This is a genomic window from Alistipes sp. An116 (assembly GCF_002161005.1).
Lineage (GTDB): Bacteria > Bacteroidota > Bacteroidia > Bacteroidales > Rikenellaceae > Alistipes > Alistipes megaguti.
Map to the genome: position 1 here is coordinate 1 of NZ_NFLR01000031.1, position 17753 is coordinate 17753.

Genomic DNA, 17753 nt, shown 5'->3' on the forward strand with positions numbered 1-17753 from the left:
AATAAGATTTTAGTGCTGCCGACGCCTTGTCGGCAAGCGGATTAAACATGGTTGCAAAGCTACGGCAGGACGGCTAAAGTCTTGATACGTAAAACGATGCAGAACGGCACAAAAGAACCTGACGGATAAGAAAATGCAGCGGAACGGGTAATATCAGCCTTAAAATGGCGAAAAGAAAAAGCCCGAAGAAGCAAAACCGCACTTCTTCGGACTGAAAATGATATTGGTATGGATATGTGACCGCACGGGTGTATTGACGAATGGATGCATTGACAAAAGTCCGCACCCATTAACATTTACACGGCTGTCTGTCGCTTAACGAAAGCCACAGAATTTGCCTTTCTTTTCGCAAGCACAGCCTTTCCAATAAAGCGTTACGCACCATCACCGCATTTGAAGTATTGATACGGAAAGCAAGTGCAACGACCATTGGCAAGGCGTACACGTCCGTAAAGTAGCCATTGGGCAGCTTGATGCGCCTTTCCACCTCGCAAGGATTCAACACTCCGCTTTTGTACACGGCTCGAATGGCGGCACGGAGTGTAGGAATGATTACATTGAAAAGTTCCACCAGTTCCATTTCGCTCATCCATACGCTGGCGGTATCGGACGGTACGGCAACCCTGCCGTACCCGTCCATCGTGATTGTTGTCCGTTTCATACTCTGTGCGTTTATATGGTGAAACGTCCGTTTACCTTGCTCTCGAAAGCGGATATGTCGTTTTCAAGTTTCTTGTTCGTCACCTTCGCGTAAATCTGCGTGGTTGTGATATTTGTGTGACCTAAAATCTTACTCACGCTCTCTATCGGCATACCGTAATTCAATGCCAAGACAGCGAAGGAGTGGCGGCTCAGGTGGAATGAAATCGGCTTCTCTATCCCGCATTTCTTCGCCACGGCCTTGATGCGCTTGTTCACCGTATCAAGCGAGCCGATGTTGAACAGCCGCTTGTCTTTCCTGAACGGCTCGTAACGCTTGATAATCTGCATGGGGATGTCCATCAGCTTGATTTGGAACGGTACGCCCGTCTTCTGGCGTTTCGACACAATCCACGGTGTACCGTTCATCTCAACGATGTTGTCAGTGGTCAGGTTCCTAATGTCCGTGAACGAGATGCCCGCCCAACACCCGAACAGGAACAAATCCCTTGCCAATGCAAAGTTGGGATTGTCCAGCTTGATTGCGCCCAACGCTTGGATTTCATCCTCTGTCAGAAAGCCACGCTCCTTGTGGTCGGGGTCAACATGGTACATCGCAAACGGGTTTCTCGGTATCTTGCCGTTGTAGTGCGCCGTGGTGACGATGTGTTTCAACGGGATGGAGTATATCCACACGGATGACTGCGCCAGCCCGACCTCGTTTCGCAGGTACAGGCAGTAGTCACGGATGAAATCCTCCGTCAGTTCGTTCATCGCTATGTCCGTCCGCTTGTAGTGCCTTGTTATGAACTCTGCCACGTATTTGCGGACGGTCAGGTACTTTTGGTACGTGCGCTTGGAGCGGTCTTTGCCCACCCGCTTGGCAAACGCCTCGTTCTCCTTGTCAAAGGCACGCAGCAATGTTTCATACTCCGTGCCGATGCCCTGATAGGCGTTGCGTACCATTTCAGCCGTGACAAACGCCTCACGGTCAGAAAGCCGCTGGTAGTGCTTCGTTATCTGCGCCTTGATGTTGTCCAGCGCATAGTTCACCGCCACCGCCTCTCGGCTCTTGCCTTTCGCCCTGTTGCCTTTGGCATCCCACAAATCCTTGGAGATACGCTGTTTACAACTGAACTGCGCGATAGTCCCGTTGATTGTAACCCGTCCCATGATGGGGACAATTCCGTTCTTCTCCTTGCTTCCGTTTACATAGAAGACTGTCTTGAAAGTGCTCCGCATAATCGTTCTTTTTGTTTGGTGCAAAATTAGTTTATGGGAGTTGTAAAGGCAGAATGTAAACCTACGCAGAACGCAGAAATAGAGCCTGTTAGCGTTAAATGTGCATTGGATGTCGGGTAATGGTTTGGAAGTGCATCTGCTGCTGCAATCTGCCTAAATCCGTTTTTCCGACCTTATGCCGTTCTGTGCCACTTGAAGCCAAACTCTCTGACAGTCAGTGAGAATGCTCAAATTTGCCCTATTCTACGTTTTATCCTATTATTTTTCTGGAAAAACAGTATTTTCGTCCTTTGAAATACAAAAAAACACATCAAACTCACTTCGGCGGCGTTTTCGCATTCGATTTTCCGATCGGGAAAACAGTATAACACACTGAAATTGAGCTAATGGCGACCTCGGCGTTGTGGTTTGATGTAGAATTTCAATAAGATACAACCTCGGACATTGAAGTCCGCGCTCAGCAGGTGTTGTGGTTTGATGTAGAATTTCAATAAGATACAACCTAACTTAACAAAAGGAAACAAGGTCCTATGTTGTGGTTTGATGTAGAATTTCAATAAGATACAACAGAAGAGATTGAAAAACCTCGTCAAAATCCGTTGTGGTTTGATGTAGAATTTCAATAAGATACAACCGCGAAAGAATACAATCCCCACTGGGAATGTTGTGGTTTGATGTAGAATTTCAATAAGATACAACAATGTCTCTCTAAAGGATAAGGCGGAAGAGGTTGTGGTTTGATGTAGAATTTCAATAAGATACAACTCGCCCGCATTAACCTCGACAAGCTGGCCGTTGTGGTTTGATGTAGAATTTCAATAAGATACAACTTCGGCAACGACCTGCTGCGGAGCCTTCCCGTTGTGGTTTGATGTAGAATTTCAATAAGATACAACGCGGAACATTCTACACTGAAGTAAACGCAAGTTGTGGTTTGATGTAGAATTTCAATAAGATACAACCGTAGGACTAGGATACAAAACGCGAGAGGAGTTGTGGTTTGATGTAGAATTTCAATAAGATACAACACCGAAGCCGTAAAACTATTCCGGAAACGAGTTGTGGTTTGATGTAGAATTTCAATAAGATACAACGTACAGCCGGCCTCAGATGATACCGTGACCGTTGTGGTTTGATGTAGAATTTCAATAAGATACAACAAACTATGGAAGTAAAAATTGGAATGAGTTGTTGTGGTTTGATGTAGAATTTCAATAAGATACAACAGACGGTGGCGAATACGCTCGTTGAACTTGTTGTGGTTTGATGTAGAATTTCAATAAGATACAACCGGCAATCTTCATGTTGGCATACTGGGACAGTTGTGGTTTGATGTAGAATTTCAATAAGATACAACGAGTCCGAGTGATACCGGAACCGGCGAAAAGTTATGGTTTGATGTAGGGCGGGGATATTGATTCCCGCACTTACATAGCGGCAGCGGCGATTAACGGTAAAACGCAGGTAGATGTTCGTGGTACGGTTTTGATTGGTGCGGTCTTTTCTGCAAATGGCATTAATGCTGACACTCATAATGTTGCGACATTATGCAGACAAACGCGAGCGGTATTTTACCGCCGTAAAACATGGTTAAACAAATGGTAAAACATTCTTCGGGAAACGGCGCGAAAAAGGCATTACGGAGAGTTTCATTTCGCACCCGCAAAAAGAAAAACGAGCGATAATTTATTGATTATCACCCATTTATTAAGAGCGAAAAACGGGGCTCGAACCTAAAATTATTTGCCTCTATATATCAATGTACTGTAGCTGATTCTTTGTTGTCGGGTCATTGGTTTGTTGGAGTAATTTTACGTCCCAATACTTTCCCTTGCTACAAAGCAAAGATACGTTATATGTTTCTCATCTCAAAATAAGATCCAATAAATTTGATATCCGATTCTTGGGTACGATTAGAGGATAGTCACAGTCGACCACCAGCACGTCACGCTGCAAGGTATAGTGGAGATGACTGGCAAGAAGCATCGTAAGAGCCGACTTGCCGACACCTCCCTTCTGATTGCAGATGGAGATGTTCCAGGAACCGGATGTTTGTTGATCGGAAATTTTCATCGTTTGAAGATTTGAGTGGTTGATGATTTGTCGTGTTGGATTTTCAACTCTATATCTATGAATGTGCATGAATCTCCTTTTGAATGGATATTTCCAGAATTCCGGAAATCTGTAAATCCGGAAATATTTATTTGGAGAAATCTCTTTTCCATCGAATGTCCATGCCGTCATGTGTCGGTTTGAATCCATCTGCCCGCAAGGTAATGCAGTTTTCGGGGGTTGGTTCCCGGTGTCCTCCGGAGGCCTTGCATGGCCGACAAGAGCGCTTTTTAATCCCTGAAGATCCTCGTAATATTGCAGCGGAGAATCCGCCCGAGATTTTTCGTTTCGGAGTTGCTTTTTCAGAAGAGGAATTGTCCTCTGCGGATGCCGAAACTGTACCCGTCGCCTGACGGGAGCGAGGTGTACCTTTGTCCGACAACCGGCGGTTTGTCCGACAAAGGTCCTCGCTCTGCGAGGCGGGCGGTGTTCTCCCAAGTCGAACCCCAAATCTTCAATCGAATGACCCGTCAGAGAAAAAACAACCCTCTATCTCAAACCCCGAGTTACAAATACTCGTTCCGTCTCAACGAGGAGCAGGAGATCCGCTTCCGGCAGATGCTTGCAGCCGCCGGATTGGAACACAACCGCAGCCAGTTCATCGTCAAACGACTCTTTGCCGAGCGTTTCGAGGTTATCCGCCGTGACCCTTCAAAGGTGGAGTTTCTGACACGTCTCAACGACCTTTATTTCCAGTTTCAGCGCGTCGGGAATAACTATAATCAGGTGGTCCGGGCCATCAACAGCCACTTCTCCAACGTCTCGATTCCCCGCCAGATCGTTGCGTTGGAACAGCATACCCGCGAACTGAAAGCGTTGAGCATCGAGATTCTGAATCTTACCAAACAGGCCGAAGGATGGTTGCGAATATAAGGACGGGAGCGACTGTCGGTGGTGCTATTCGCTACAACGAGGAGAAAGTCAACCGGGGGCAGGCTGAGGTGCTCTTCTGGAATCGGATGCTTGATCCGTTCGATAGCGCAGGCCGCATGAGTCACGAACGGTGCATGGCCAGCTTCGAACCCTTCCTGCAGGCCAACCGGCGAACGACCAACACGGTTTTTCATGTCTCGCTGAACCCCTCGCCCGAGGACCGTCTGACCGATGAGCAATTGGGCGAGATCGCTCGTGAGTATATGGAGCGGATGGGCTACGGAGAGCAGCCCTACATTGTCTTCAAACACGGCGACATTGCGCGTGAACATTTGCACATTGTCTCATTAAGGGTCGATTCGACGGGCCGGAAGATCTCCGACTCACACGAGTATGATCGTTCGATGTCGATCCTGCGGGACCTTGAGCGAAAATACGGACTTCACCCGAGCATCAAAGGACAGGAATTGCAGGATCGGGAGGAATTGCGCAAGGTCGATTATCCGAAGGGTGATGTCAAGCAGCAGGTTTCATCCACCGTAAGGTCGTGCCTGCGGCATTACCGGTGCGCCTCTTTTGGCGAGTGGCGGACGCTGCTCGAAGCCTTTAATGTTTCGGCCGAGGAGCGGATCGGAACCATCGACGGACGCGATTATGCCGGGATGATTTACGGGGCGCTGACTGATGACGGTTGTGGCATCGGAACGCCGTTCAAGTCGAGCCGGATCGGGAAGGAAGAGGGGTAGGGAAGTCTCTCGGGAACCCTCGGAGCAGGAGAGGCCATCCTCAAAAGAATCATTCCGGCCGGGGTTGTCTATCCATCCGTTGGACGCGATTCTGGAATTGGCGGACGTGCAAGCCTACGAAGAACAACAACAAGTCTCCAAACGGAAAAGAAGGCCGCGTATCAGGCGATTATAAAAAAGAAAAGGATAGTTTATCGGCGCAAAGAAGTCCGATATGCTGATATGATATAACTTGCAGAGTTTAAGGATGGATAGCGTGCTTGGCATGGACGTCCCCGATCCATATCGGGATATGTCCAAATGCGTATGCTCAATCACATCTTCTTGAGAATAGCCATATTCCGCACGTAATTGCTGCATACGTTCGATTAGGAGCCTCTGAAAGACCTGATCTTTGTATTTTATTTTGTACCCTTTGTATCCATTTTGTTATAAAGGAAAGAGGCCGCTTATGTTTTTTATACACGTGATTTCACGTGTATTCAAATGTTTTGCCTAAATTTGTATCGTAGGAAGTAATCGAGAGGTGAATTTCTTTTAATCTGAAATTGTATTTGTTTATATGCATATTGCAATAAACTTCGAGCAATAAAGAACGAGCAGACAAGAATATTTCCTTCAGATGCACTGAATAGAATTTCTTGTCAAGAAAACATAAGGGACGGCTTGCGGAATTAGTTCACGATAAGTTCGTTGCTAAATCATAATCACAATCCGGCCGTCCCTTTTTATTTGTCAAGGAAATGGGGAAATAACAGAACGGCTATGGGAAGATAATCGCCGAGATCCTCTCTCAGGAGTTTCAGGCAGCGTTGAATCTCACGGGTAACCTTCCGAACCGAGATGCCATAGCGTTGAGCAATCTCCTGATAGGTCTGATTCTCGAACCGATTTGCGATGAATATCTGGGCCGAGAGTTCCGGCATTTCGGCCAATCGCCGATGAAAAATCTCCTCGACCTCGCTGCGGAAGAGAATCTTGGCCAAATCACACTCCTCAAGAGCGGCCAGATTCTCCCGGATGTTGCGCATCTCGAGTTGATAGATCTGCTGTTGTGTCATCAGATGTTGTTGGTGCGTGCGCAGGGCATCAATGCATTTATGCCGGACCATGCCGAGGATGTAGGCGGGAATATTTTCGGTCACGGGAACAATCTCTTCCCGCTTTTCCCAGAAGTGCATGAAACAGTCCGTGACCAGGTCTTCAGCGGCGGAGCGGTCCCGAAGATAGGAGCAGGCTATGAGTATGAAGCGGGGCTTGTACTCTCCATACAACCTGTCGAACTCATGCATCTCCATTCGCTGAATCATTCTTGTCCGGGAAGTTGATTTTCAAATCTCAAAGTTAAGATTTTTTCGAGAAAAAAATATAGCTTCTCTTGTTAATTATACAATGCATTGTTATTCAAAAGTTTAAGTTTCGTAAATATTTATTGAATTTAATAAAAAATATTTATTTGCGGACAACGCCGGAAAAAGGTGGTAAGGATTGTTCCCGTCACTCGACTATATAATAGAACAGCAGATAAAATTCATCCATTTATTACGATTGACTGCACATGGAACAGGAACTTTTATTCAGATATTTTCGGGGCGAAACCTCTCATGAGGAGGAAGAACGTATCCTCTCCTGGGTGGAAGCCTCTCCGGCCAACCGGGCGGAATTCCGGAAAGCACACCTCCTTTTCGCGGGGTTGGCCCTTTATGCACCGGCTCCTGCATCAGACACTGCCCGTCCGAAGCCTCGTCGCACCCTTCTTCGGATTGCACGATATGCGGTTCGTACGGCGGCTGCCGTGATTGTGATGGTCGGAGCCGCCTACCTGGGAAAGGTTGTCTACCATCACTCGCTGACAGAGCGTGAGATGTCTGTTTTCGTCCCGGCCGGGCAGCGGATGCAGGTGACCCTGGCGGATGGAACCCATGTACAGCTCAATGCCGGAACGACCCTTGAATATCCGGTTGTCTTTTCCCGCAAAACACGACGGGTCAAACTCTCGGGTGAGGCTTTGTTCGAGGTGACGCACGATCCATCGCACCCGTTCATCGTGGAGACCTTCGCAACGGAGATTCAGGTGCTGGGTACGAAATTCAATGTGCAGGCCGATTCCGAGAACGGACTGTTCTCGGCCACGCTGGTTGAGGGCCGGGTCAAGGTGACCAGCCGCAAGGACCCGGCCGAATCCATCATCCTGCAACCGAACGACCGGGTTGTCCTGGAGCATGGCAGGCTTTACAAGGAGCGCGTTTCCGATTTCGACGATTTGTGTTGGACGGAAGGGCTGATTCATCTGAAGAAAATGCCGTTCGATGAGTTGATGGCCATCTTCGAGCGTGCATTCGATGTCCGGATTGAGATCGAGCGGGAAACCATGCCGCAGATTAACGTGATGAGCGGAGAGGTACGTATTTCGGATGGGGTGGATTATGCTCTGCACGTGGTCCAGCTCGTATCCACCGGGTTTACCTATACGCGTGATGAAAAGTCGAATGTGATTGTGATTAGATAATGTGATTGTGAATTTGGCAACGATTTATCCAGATTGTGCCTTTAAAAAGAAATGCCTATGAGAAAATAAATCAAAAAACTCCCAGACTGTTATCCAACGAAAAAGGTCTGCAGATTTGGAGGAATCCGCAGACCGCAGATAATAGTCAACTTAAAACTCAGTAACCTATTATCCTTAATTCTACAAAAGTATGGAAAAAACAGGATTCGCCCAAAAAAACGGAAGACTGTTTCGACTTGCCTTACTTGTTTGCCTGAGCTGTGCCCTATTTACGGCCAAGGCCCAGACTGCCCGTATCACGCTGAATCTGCAAAATGCGACCCTGGAGCAGGCGATGGACAAGATCAAGGCGCAAACACGGTATCTTTTCATCAATCGGGATGTGGAAGATCTGGAGAGCCGTAAGGTGAGTATCAATGTCTCGAATGAATTAATCACCAAAGTTCTGGATCAACTGTTCACTCCGTTCGACATCGGTTACGATATCGATGGACGCAGCATCTTCATTTATAAACAACAGGCTGCAGCGACACGGCCGGTGCCGGTCTCCGGTCGCGTGACCGATGCCTCCGGGCAACCGATTATCGGTGCCTCGGTGATTGTGCGTGGCACAACGCTGGGTGTCTCGACCGACGCCGAGGGTCGCTTCATGCTGGAGGTGCCCGCCCCGGCGGCCTCGCAGACTCTCGAGGTGAGTTACCTGGGCTACGAAACGGCCACGATTCCGGTCGGCTCGCGGACTTCGTTCGCGGTGACGCTTCGCGAATCGGCCTCGGAAATTGAATCGGTCGTGGTGACGGCCCTGGGCATCAAACGCGAAGAGAAGGCCCTTTCGTACAATGTTCAGCAGGTCGGAGCCGAGGAGATTACCACCGTAAAGGACGCCAACTTCATGAATTCGCTGGCGGGCAAGGTGGCCGGTGTGACGATCAACGCCTCGTCGTCGGGCGTGGGCGGCGCCACGAAGGTGGTGCTGCGCGGTAACAAGTCCATCTCGCAGTCGTCGAACGCGCTGTACGTCATCGACGGTATTCCGATGTACAACTTCGGCGGCGGAGGCGGCACGGAGTTCGATTCGAAGGGTGCCACGGAGTCCATCGCCGATCTGAACCCGGAGGACATCGAGTCGATCTCGGTGCTGACGGGCGCTGCGGCCGCGGCTCTGTACGGTTCGAATGCGGCGAATGGTGCCGTGATGATTACGACGAAAAAGGGACAGGCCGGCGCCCTGAAGGTGACGCTCTCGAGCAATACGGAGTTTCTGAATCCCTTCGTGCTGCCGGAGTTCCAGAACCGCTACGGCACGGGGCTGAACGGTTCGAGCGCGGGTTCCGCCGTCTACAGCTGGGGACAACGGCTTACCCCGGCTGCGCAAACCGGTTATACGCCCAATGATTTCTTCGAGACGGGCCATGTCTATACGAACGCCTTCACGCTTTCGGGCGGTACGGACCGCAACCAGACCTATTTCTCGGCTGCTGCGGTCAATTCCGACGGCATCATCCCCAACAATACCTATGACCGTTACAACTTCACCTTCCGCAATACCAGCTATTTCCTGAAGGACAAGCTGCGGTTGGACGCCTCGGCGAGCTACATCTACCAGCAGGACCAGAACATGACCAACCAGGGTGTCTATTCGAACCCGCTAGTCCCGGCCTACCTCTTCCCGCGGGGAACGGATTTCGACGCCTACCGAATCTTCGAGCGCTACAATCCGGCCTCGAAACTGATGGAACAGTTCTGGTCTTCGGATCTCGAGGGTGGTGACCTGCGCATGCAGAACCCTTACTGGATTGCCTACCGCAACCTGCGTAATACGGACAAGAAACGCTACCTGCTCTCCTTTTCGGCCTCGTATGACATCCTGCCGTGGCTGAATGTGGCCGGGCGCGTCAGGATTGACAATGCCAATTCGCTCTACACGCAGAAACTCTACGCCTCGTCGAACACCACGATTACGGACGGCGGCAAGAACGGCCACTACACCGAGCAGCGCGAATACGATACGCAGACCTATGCCGACGTGATGGTGAATATCAACAAGACGTTCGGCGACGACTGGTCGCTGCAGGCCAACGTCGGTGCGTCGATCAACAACGTAAAGACCGACCTGCTGTCGTACCGGGGCCCGATCCAGGAGAACGGTCTCTCGAACGTCTTTAACGTCTTCGACCTTGACGACTCGAAGAAGCGTGCCGAGAAGTCGGGCTGGCAGGAGCAGACGCAGTCCCTGTTCGCCTCGGTGGAGGTGGGGTGGAAGCAAATGCTCTACCTTACGGTGACGGGCCGTAACGACTGGGCCTCGCAGCTGGCCGAATCGCCCGAATCGTCGTTCTTCTACCCGTCGGTCGGATTGTCGTGGGTGCCTACCTCGCTCTGGGACATGGGCCGTGCGCTGACCTATCTGAAGATTCGCGGTTCGATTGCCTCGGTGGGTATGCCCTTCCCGCGGCACCTGACCATCCCGACCTACGAGTACGATGCCACAAACAAGGTCTGGACCGCCAAGACGCACTATCCGATCGGCGACCTTTACCCGGAGCGGACCCGCACCTACGAGTTGGGTCTCGACGCCCGGCTGTGGCGCCACGTCAATCTCTCGGCATCGTGGTACTGGGCCGACACCTACAACCAGACCTTCGATCCGCAGATCTCCGTATCGTCGGGCTACTCGACCATCTACCTGCAGACGGGACACGTCCGCAATACGGGTGTCGAGCTCTCGGCGGGGTATGACAACACGTGGCGGGACTTCCGCTGGGCGACGAACTTCACCTTCTCGTGGAACAAAAACGAGATCGTCGAGCTGGTCCACAACTACAAGCATCCCGAAACCGGTGAAATCATTTCGAAAGACCGGCTGGAGATCAAGGGCCTCGGCAAGGCGAAGTATATCCTCAAACCGGGCGGTACGCTGGGCGACCTTTACACGAACTCCGACCTGGTCTATAACCGTGAAGGTTTCATCGAGGTGGACAAGAGCGGCAACGTGGCCGTCAAGGACGACTACATGGAGGACATCTACCTTGGCTCGGTCTTCCCGAAATACAACCTGGCGTGGCGCAACGACTTCTCGTGGAAGGGGCTGAATCTCGGCGTGCTCTTCACGGCGCGGATCGGCGGCATCTGCTACTCCGCGACGCAGGCCAACATGGACCTTTACGGTGTTTCGGAGGCTTCTGCCGTAGCGCGTGACGCCGGAGGTGTCCTCATCAACGGCCGCCAGACGATCGACGCCCAGAAGTGGTATCAGGCCATCGGCGCCCAGTCGGGCCTGCCGCAGTACTACACCTATTCGGCGACGAACTTCCGCCTGCAGGAGCTTTCGCTGGGTTATACGCTCCCCGCGAAGTGGTTCCGCGAAAAGATGCGGATGACCATTTCGTTCGTCGGGCGCAACCTTTGGATGATTTACTGCAAGGCACCGTTCGACCCCGAGGCCGTGGCCTCGACGGGGCTGAACTACCAGGGCATCGACTACTTCATGATGCCGTCGCTGCGCAGCCTGGGCTTCAACGTGAAATTCCAATTCTAAATGAACAGCAAGACCATGAAAACTACGAAACATAACGTGCAGCGGCTGCTGCTTGCGGTCATGCTGCTCGGCATGGCTGCCTGTACGGGCGACTTCGCGGATATCAACCGCAATCCGAACGAAGTGACCGACGAACAGCTGCAGGCCAACAACTACAAGATCGGAACCAATCTCAAGACCCTGCAGGGGCTCGTTGTTCCGACGCAGGAGCACATGTACCAGTTCCTGGAGAGTCTGGTCGGAGGCCCCTATGCGGGCTATATCGGCGCCACGGTCGACACGTGGCAGAACAAGTTCGAAACCTTCAATGCTTCGGCCGACTGGCGGAAGTGGCCCTTCGTGAACGTCATCAGCGAGACCTACCCGGCCTACCGCGCCATCATCAACGGTACGGACGACGTGACGGCCCACGCGCTGGCCGCCGTCTGCCGCATTGCGATCATGCAGCGCGTGACGGACTCCTACGGCCCGATTCCCTACACGCAGATCATGGCCGACAAGACCGAATCGCTCGAGGTGGCTTACGACACGCAGCAGGAGGCTTATGCGGCGATGTTCGAGGAGCTCGACGCCGCGATTGCCTCGCTGGAGGACAACCTCACGCTGCCGTCCGACGCCTTCGGCCGCTACGACGGGGTCTATGCGGGCAATATCGCGCAGTGGCTGAAGTTCGCCAACTCGCTCAAGCTGCGCATGGCGATGCGCCTGACCTACGTGGATGAGGAGACCGCCCGCACGAAGGCAGCTGAAGCGATTGCCGGGGGCGTCATCACGACGAATGCCGACAATGCGCGGATGCAGACCTCGGACAACCGTATGACGTTGATCTACAACGACTGGGGTGACCATCGCGTCGGTGCAGACATCATTAGTTACATGAACGGCTACAACGACCCGCGGCGCGAGAAGATGTTCACGACGGTACGCCTTGTGGAGAACGGACAGGAGGTGCAGGGTTACGCCGGCATCCGTATCGGCATCAACGTGTCGAGCAAGGCCACGGCGGTTTCCGCCTATTCGAACATGCTCATCACGGGGACGGACCCCTACCTGTGGATGAATGCCGCGGAGGTAACCTTCCTGCGTGCTGAGTACGAACTGCGCTGGGGCTCGGCTGCCGAGGCGAAGTCGCTCTACGAGGAGGCCATCCGGCTGTCGTTCGAGGAGCGGGGTGCCAGCGGTGCCGACGCCTACATTGCCGATGCCACGCATACGCCGGCGGCCTATGTCGACCCGATCGGCAAGTATTCGGTTTCGACGCCGCAGAGCAGCGTGACGATTGCCTGGGACGACAAGGCCACGGACATCGAGACGAACCTCGAAAAGATCATCACCCAGAAGTGGATTGCCATCTTCCCGCTGGGGACCGAGGCGTGGGCCGAACACCGGCGCACGGGCTATCCGCGACTGCTGCCGGTGGTTGAGAATGCCAGCGGCGGGACGGTGAATTCGTCGCTCGGGGCACGGCGCCTGCCGTACCCGGTGGAGGAGTACACCGAGAATCCGACGAACCTCCAGGCGGCCATCGCCGATCTGAACAGCGAATCCGTCAACGGCGCGGGCGACACGCAGGGAACCCGTGTGTGGTGGGACCGCAAAAACCTTTAATGACCAACGCCATGAAAAAACATATCATCACCAATCTGTTCCGCTGCATGGCAGTCTCGGCGCTCGCTTTGGGGGTCGCCGCATGCAGCGACTGGACCGAAACGGAGGCAGTCGAACGGCAGGTGCAGCGCCCCGCAGATCAGGATCCGGCCTTCTGGGCGGAGTATACGGCTGCGCTGCGCGAATACAAGCAGAGCGAACATTTCCTGACCTACGCCCGACTTTATAATTCGCCGACCCCCTCCGCGAGCGAAAAGGACTACATGCGCTGCCTGCCCGACTCACTGGACATTGTATCGCTGACAAATGCCGACAACTTCTCGCGCTTCGACGCCGAGGACATGGTCACGATGCACGAAAAGGGGACCCGGGTGCTCTACCAGGTGGACTACGCCGCACGCAAGGCGGAATTTTCGGGCGAAGCGGCCCTCAAAACCTACCTCGACGGCGTGATTGCCGCGGTAGCTGCCAACGATCTGGACGGCTATTCGTTCACCGCCGACCCGCTGGATGCCACAGCTACTGCCTCGATTGTTGCCACGCTTTCGGCGGCCAAAACGGACGGCCAGCTGCTGGTCTATGAGGGCAATCCGCTCTTCGTGGCCGAAGCCGACCGCGCGAAACTGGACTATGTAGTCCTCGATACGGAGGCGACGACCGACATCACGACGCTGAAGCTGCAGGTGGCCAATGCCACGGGCTATGCGGGCATCGCGCCCGAACGGCTTCTGTTGACGGCCGCAGCCGGGGCTCCGCTCTACGACGAGGATGTCGTCGAACATGCCGCCATTACGGAGATGGCCGAGCGGGTCGTTTCGCTGGGGCCTCTGGCCGGACTTGCCGCCTACGACATCGACAACGACTACTACGATGTCGAGCGCAACTACCCGCTGCTGAGCGATGCCATCCAACTGTTGAACCCTTCCAAATAGTGAACCATGAAAACACGGAAAAATATGCTGTTGCTGGCCTGCATCGGAATGGTTGCGGTCCAGACGGCCTGCACCGACTACTCGGCCGACGACCACAAGTTCGGCAACGTAGTTTACCTCGACGTGGCGAAGACCTCCGAGGTGCAGGCGGCAACAATCAAGAATACGCTCGATGTCTTCGACCGGACCTTCGCGGCGACGCTGGCCTATCCGTCGGATCAGGACGTGATGCTCTCCGTGACGGTCGATCCGTCGCTGGTTGAGCGCTACAACGCCCGCTACGGCACGTCGTGGCCGATGCTCGATGCGAAGTATTATGCGCTCTCGGCCGAAACCGCGACGATTGCCGCGGGCAAGACGACCTCCGAGACGCTCACGCTCCATCTGCAGAACCTGCTGGGTGAGGGTGCCGGGCAGACCGGGGCTCTGCCGCTGGACGAAACCTACCTTGTGCCGGTGACGATCACGCAGTCGTCGGTCCCGACGCTGGCGACCTCCTCGACGGTCTATTACGTGGTGAAACGTTCGTCGAACATCACCGTCGCGGCGCAGCTCGGCGCGGGCAACTGGATCAACTTCCCGACGCTCGACAAATACGGTGCGAACAGCAGCGCGTGGAACGGCTTGACGGCCGTGACCTATGAGGCGCTGATCTACATTGACCAGTTTGCCACTTCGACCGTCACCTCCGACGGGAACACCAATGCCGTCAATATCTCTTCGGTGATGGGTGTCGAGCAGTACCTCCTGCTTCGTATCGGCGACACGAACTTTGAGCGTCAGCAGTTGCAGTTCGACGGTTCGGGTGCCGGTTCGAAATTCGGCAAGTTCCCCGAGCGCGATGCCACGAAGAACCTCTCGGCCGGGCAGTGGTACCATGTGGCCTGCACTTACGACCAGGCAACCCGTCGTGTTTGTGTCTATGTCAACGGCGAGCTGCAGAGCGAGGGCACCGAAATGGGGCTTTCCTCAATGAGTGAGGATACGCGCATCAACCTGGCCATGCGTGCGCTCTATGACTTCTACCTGAAGAATCCGACGGAGGATAACGAGAAGAAGTACGGCGGTTTCGGCGATGCCTACCAGTTCTTCATTGGCCGTTCCTACGACGATTACCGTCCGCTGAACGGCAAGATTGCCGAGGCGCGTGTCTGGTCCGTGGCCCGCACGCCGCAGCAGATCTGGGAGAACATGTATGAAATTGCCAATCCCGAGACTGATCCGACCCTGTTGGGTTACTGGAAATTCAACGAGGGTGCCGGGAATACCGTTAAGGACTACTCGATGTACGGTAACGACGGCGTGGCCGAGACCGACATTGTTTGGCCCGACGGTATTGAAATTCCGAAAATCAACGAAACCGAGGAATAACTATGAAACGGAACTATGATATGAAACGAGGAATCCTTGCATCCCTGATGGTGCTGGGCTCACTTTGCCTTGCGGCCTGCGACGCCGATCCAATAGATACGACACGCGGAGAACTCCCTGACAAGGAGTCGCTGGAAAATACCTATGTGTCGGTTCGCAGTCAGTTTTCTCCCGTCGAGCGCTCCGTCGTCTATCTAATGGAGGGCACGGAAACGACATCCGACCCAATGTATTGCCGTTTGAACCGCCCGGCCGAAAAGAATCTGAATCTTCAGGCTGCTCCGGATGAATCGCAGGTTGAAATCTATAACGCCAAATACGGGACTGATTTTCTGACCATGCCTGCCGAGAACATTCAGATTGCCGATAACGGACAAATCTCAATAGCCTCCGGAGAACGAATCTCCGAGAACATTAAAGTGACCTTCAAGGCCGACGGGCTTGAAGCAGGGAAATACCTGGCTCCTATTGTGGTGTCGTCGGACGATGTGGCTATGTCCGATGATGGCGGCATCCTCTATTATGTTGTCAAGGTCCGCAAACCGGAGGTCGGCGATTACGAATTGGACTCTGAGAATACTACGGTATTCTATGTTAATACCTCTGATTATTCTCCGCTGCTGGCTGACGTTTGGGTCATAACAAAAGAAGACTTAATGAATCCAAGTGTCCCGAATTTATGGGAACGAACGTATGGCAATATCGTCAATCTGCGCGTGGTTCAGATTGGATATGATGAAGCTACGGAGCGGGCCATGCTGGTGCTCAATTCGGATATCCGTTACGTTTTGGAACATGCCGACCTGCATATCCGTCCTTTGCAGGATAAGGGTCGTAAGGTTTGTCTTTCAATCGAAGGCGGGAATACGGGTTTGGGCTTCTGCAACTTGACCGATACACAGATTGCAGACTTCGTGGCACAGGTCAAGGCTTGTCTTGAAACCTACGACCTCGATGGCGTCAATCTTTTCGATCGCAATGCCGGCTATGGTGAAGTGGAGGGTATGCCCGCCATGAATACCACTTCTTATCCAAAACTCATCAAGGCCATGCGCGAAGCGATGCCCGACAAGCTACTGACGCTGGCGGACTACGAGGAGCCCACCGAATATTTCTGGGACACCGAGGCGACCGGAGGCATCGAGGTCGGGAAATACCTCGACTACGCATGGTCGGGATACATGAGCGAAAACGAGGATGTGCAGATTCTCGACCCGTGGGGAGTGATAGACCAGAACGAAGGCGAAATGAACGGTATGGTATTCCCCGTGAACAATCATCCGAGGAAACCGATTGCCGGACTGGAGCGGTCGCAATACGGAGCGTTCGCCGTACCCTTTTATTCCGTATCCAGCTCATTCAATACGGAGGCAATCGGTACGCTGAATCTTGGGGTATGGCGGATGTTGGGCTGGAGCGCCAACAATATGCTTATGTTCGGCGACCTTATTACGAACATTCAGGGTGAATACGAAGGACAATGGGGCGCTATAATTGGTACAGCATTAATGGTCTATGAACCCGACGGGATGGACGGTACATACATGTATGGCGTATATATTTCTCATAACCCGAATGGAAATGTATTTGACCCCAATACTACTAGCTTGTATTATGGAGATTATGCGAAAGATTGGTAATGACGGACTTACATCACAAATATCACAATCTTCTCAATCCACTCGTTCCGGATAGCATAGAGGATGAAGTTCTTCAGGCAGCAGAGCAGATTGACCGCTCCGTTGTTGTGGCAGTTGTACGCGGTCTGCATATAGGTGTTCAATCCATCGACGTAGGCGTAGTCAATCGTCTCCAGCGGAAGGTCCTCTTTGTGGTAGATATCCCGGATATATTCGGTCATGTAGCGCAGCAGGCGGTGGTACTTGTTGGCCGTGAGCTGCGTGATCCGGGTGCCTACCTCCTGCTGCCGTTTCTCGCAGTATTTACCAAACTCCGCCAGCACCATCCGACTCGATGAGGCGGAGCCCAGCAGCTGTTTGACGGCAAAACAGGTCGGTGTCCTGTTCTCCTGGATCAGGCGGTCATAGGCGGCAAGGATGGAGCCCCCCTCTGGAGCGGAAAACGGGACTCGCACTCGCGCTGCGCACGAGTGATTCCGCGAATTTTGGCAGACACCCCCGACCCCTGGGAGGGGTGCTTTGAGGTCACATGTGCCGAGTCCC

Annotated in this window: 13 protein-coding genes, 1 pseudogene and 1 CRISPR repeat array; of the genes and pseudogenes, 9 read left to right on the forward strand and 5 right to left on the reverse strand. The window is 53.0% G+C overall.

All coding sequences use genetic code 11. The annotated features are described in order from the left end of the window. Positions 1-289 precede the first annotated feature (289 nt). From B5E60_RS12970 to B5E60_RS12980, 3 genes and pseudogenes are all read right to left on the reverse strand, one after another. Positions 290-661 carry a hypothetical protein gene (locus B5E60_RS12970; protein ID WP_087312296.1) on the reverse strand — a complete coding sequence of 124 codons (372 nt, stop codon included), beginning with the start codon at positions 659-661 and terminating at the stop codon, positions 290-292. A gap of 11 nt (positions 662-672) precedes the next feature. After that, on the reverse strand, positions 673-1884 hold the full coding sequence (locus B5E60_RS12975; protein ID WP_204246484.1) for a site-specific integrase: 1212 nt from the start codon (positions 1882-1884) through the stop codon (positions 673-675). Between the two features lie 397 nt (positions 1885-2281). Then, positions 2282-3238: a CRISPR direct-repeat array (repeat unit 36 nt; unit sequence GTTGTGGTTTGATGTAGAATTTCAATAAGATACAAC). 560 nt (positions 3239-3798) lie between these two features. Next, positions 3799-3954, reverse strand: a pseudogene (locus B5E60_RS12980) (ParA family protein); the annotation flags it as partial. Positions 3955-4037: 83 nt separating this feature from the next. Here B5E60_RS12980 and B5E60_RS13865 point away from each other — a divergent pair. From B5E60_RS13865 to B5E60_RS12990, 3 genes are all read left to right on the forward strand, one after another. Then, positions 4038-4346 (forward strand): hypothetical protein, encoded by a 309-nt coding sequence (locus B5E60_RS13865; protein WP_143260774.1) that lies wholly within the window; start codon positions 4038-4040, stop codon positions 4344-4346. A gap of 109 nt (positions 4347-4455) precedes the next feature. Continuing rightward, on the forward strand, positions 4456-4866 hold the full coding sequence (locus B5E60_RS12985; RefSeq protein ID WP_087312302.1) for a plasmid mobilization protein: 411 nt from the start codon (positions 4456-4458) through the stop codon (positions 4864-4866). Next, entirely contained in the window at positions 4851-5612 is a 762-nt protein-coding gene (locus tag B5E60_RS12990) for a relaxase/mobilization nuclease domain-containing protein (RefSeq protein WP_087312304.1), read from the forward strand. Before B5E60_RS12985 ends, B5E60_RS12990 begins: the two co-directional genes overlap by 16 nt. 728 nt (positions 5613-6340) lie before the next feature. On the opposite strand, the gene B5E60_RS12995 is transcribed toward B5E60_RS12990, so the two are convergent. Then, complete coding sequence (locus tag B5E60_RS12995) at positions 6341-6922, reverse strand: RNA polymerase sigma-70 factor (protein WP_087312306.1); 582 nt, start codon at positions 6920-6922, stop codon at positions 6341-6343. A gap of 248 nt (positions 6923-7170) precedes the next feature. On the opposite strand from B5E60_RS12995, the gene B5E60_RS13000 reads away from it, so the two are divergent. The 6 genes from B5E60_RS13000 to B5E60_RS13025 all read left to right on the forward strand — a co-directional run bounded on the left by B5E60_RS13000 (position 7171) and on the right by B5E60_RS13025 (position 17210). After that, positions 7171-8121: a FecR family protein gene (locus B5E60_RS13000; RefSeq protein WP_087312308.1), complete on the forward strand. Its 951-nt coding sequence runs from the start codon at positions 7171-7173 to the stop codon at positions 8119-8121. Between the two features lie 190 nt (positions 8122-8311). Next, positions 8312-11659, forward strand: coding sequence for a SusC/RagA family TonB-linked outer membrane protein (locus B5E60_RS13005; RefSeq protein ID WP_087312310.1), 3348 nt, complete (start codon positions 8312-8314; stop codon positions 11657-11659). Between the two features lie 15 nt (positions 11660-11674). Continuing rightward, the gene (locus B5E60_RS13010) at positions 11675-13267 is read left to right on the forward strand and encodes a RagB/SusD family nutrient uptake outer membrane protein (protein ID WP_087312318.1); all 1593 of its coding nucleotides are present in this window, start codon (positions 11675-11677) and stop codon (positions 13265-13267) included. An 11-nt stretch (positions 13268-13278) separates the two neighbouring features. Then, positions 13279-14199, forward strand: coding sequence for a glycoside hydrolase family 18 (locus B5E60_RS13015; RefSeq protein WP_087312320.1), 921 nt, complete (start codon positions 13279-13281; stop codon positions 14197-14199). A 6-nt stretch (positions 14200-14205) separates the two neighbouring features. Beyond that, positions 14206-15570, forward strand: a complete 1365-nt coding sequence (locus B5E60_RS13020; protein ID WP_087312312.1) for a DUF1735 and LamG domain-containing protein — start codon at positions 14206-14208, stop codon at positions 15568-15570. A gap of 20 nt (positions 15571-15590) precedes the next feature. Further along, positions 15591-17210: a BT_3987 domain-containing protein gene (locus tag B5E60_RS13025; protein WP_162611646.1), complete on the forward strand. Its 1620-nt coding sequence runs from the start codon at positions 15591-15593 to the stop codon at positions 17208-17210. Positions 17211-17218: 8 nt separating this feature from the next. On the opposite strand, the gene B5E60_RS13030 is transcribed toward B5E60_RS13025, so the two are convergent. Then, positions 17219-17753 (reverse strand): phage integrase SAM-like domain-containing protein (locus B5E60_RS13030; protein ID WP_204246483.1); only part of this gene is annotated, 535 nt, incomplete at its 5' end.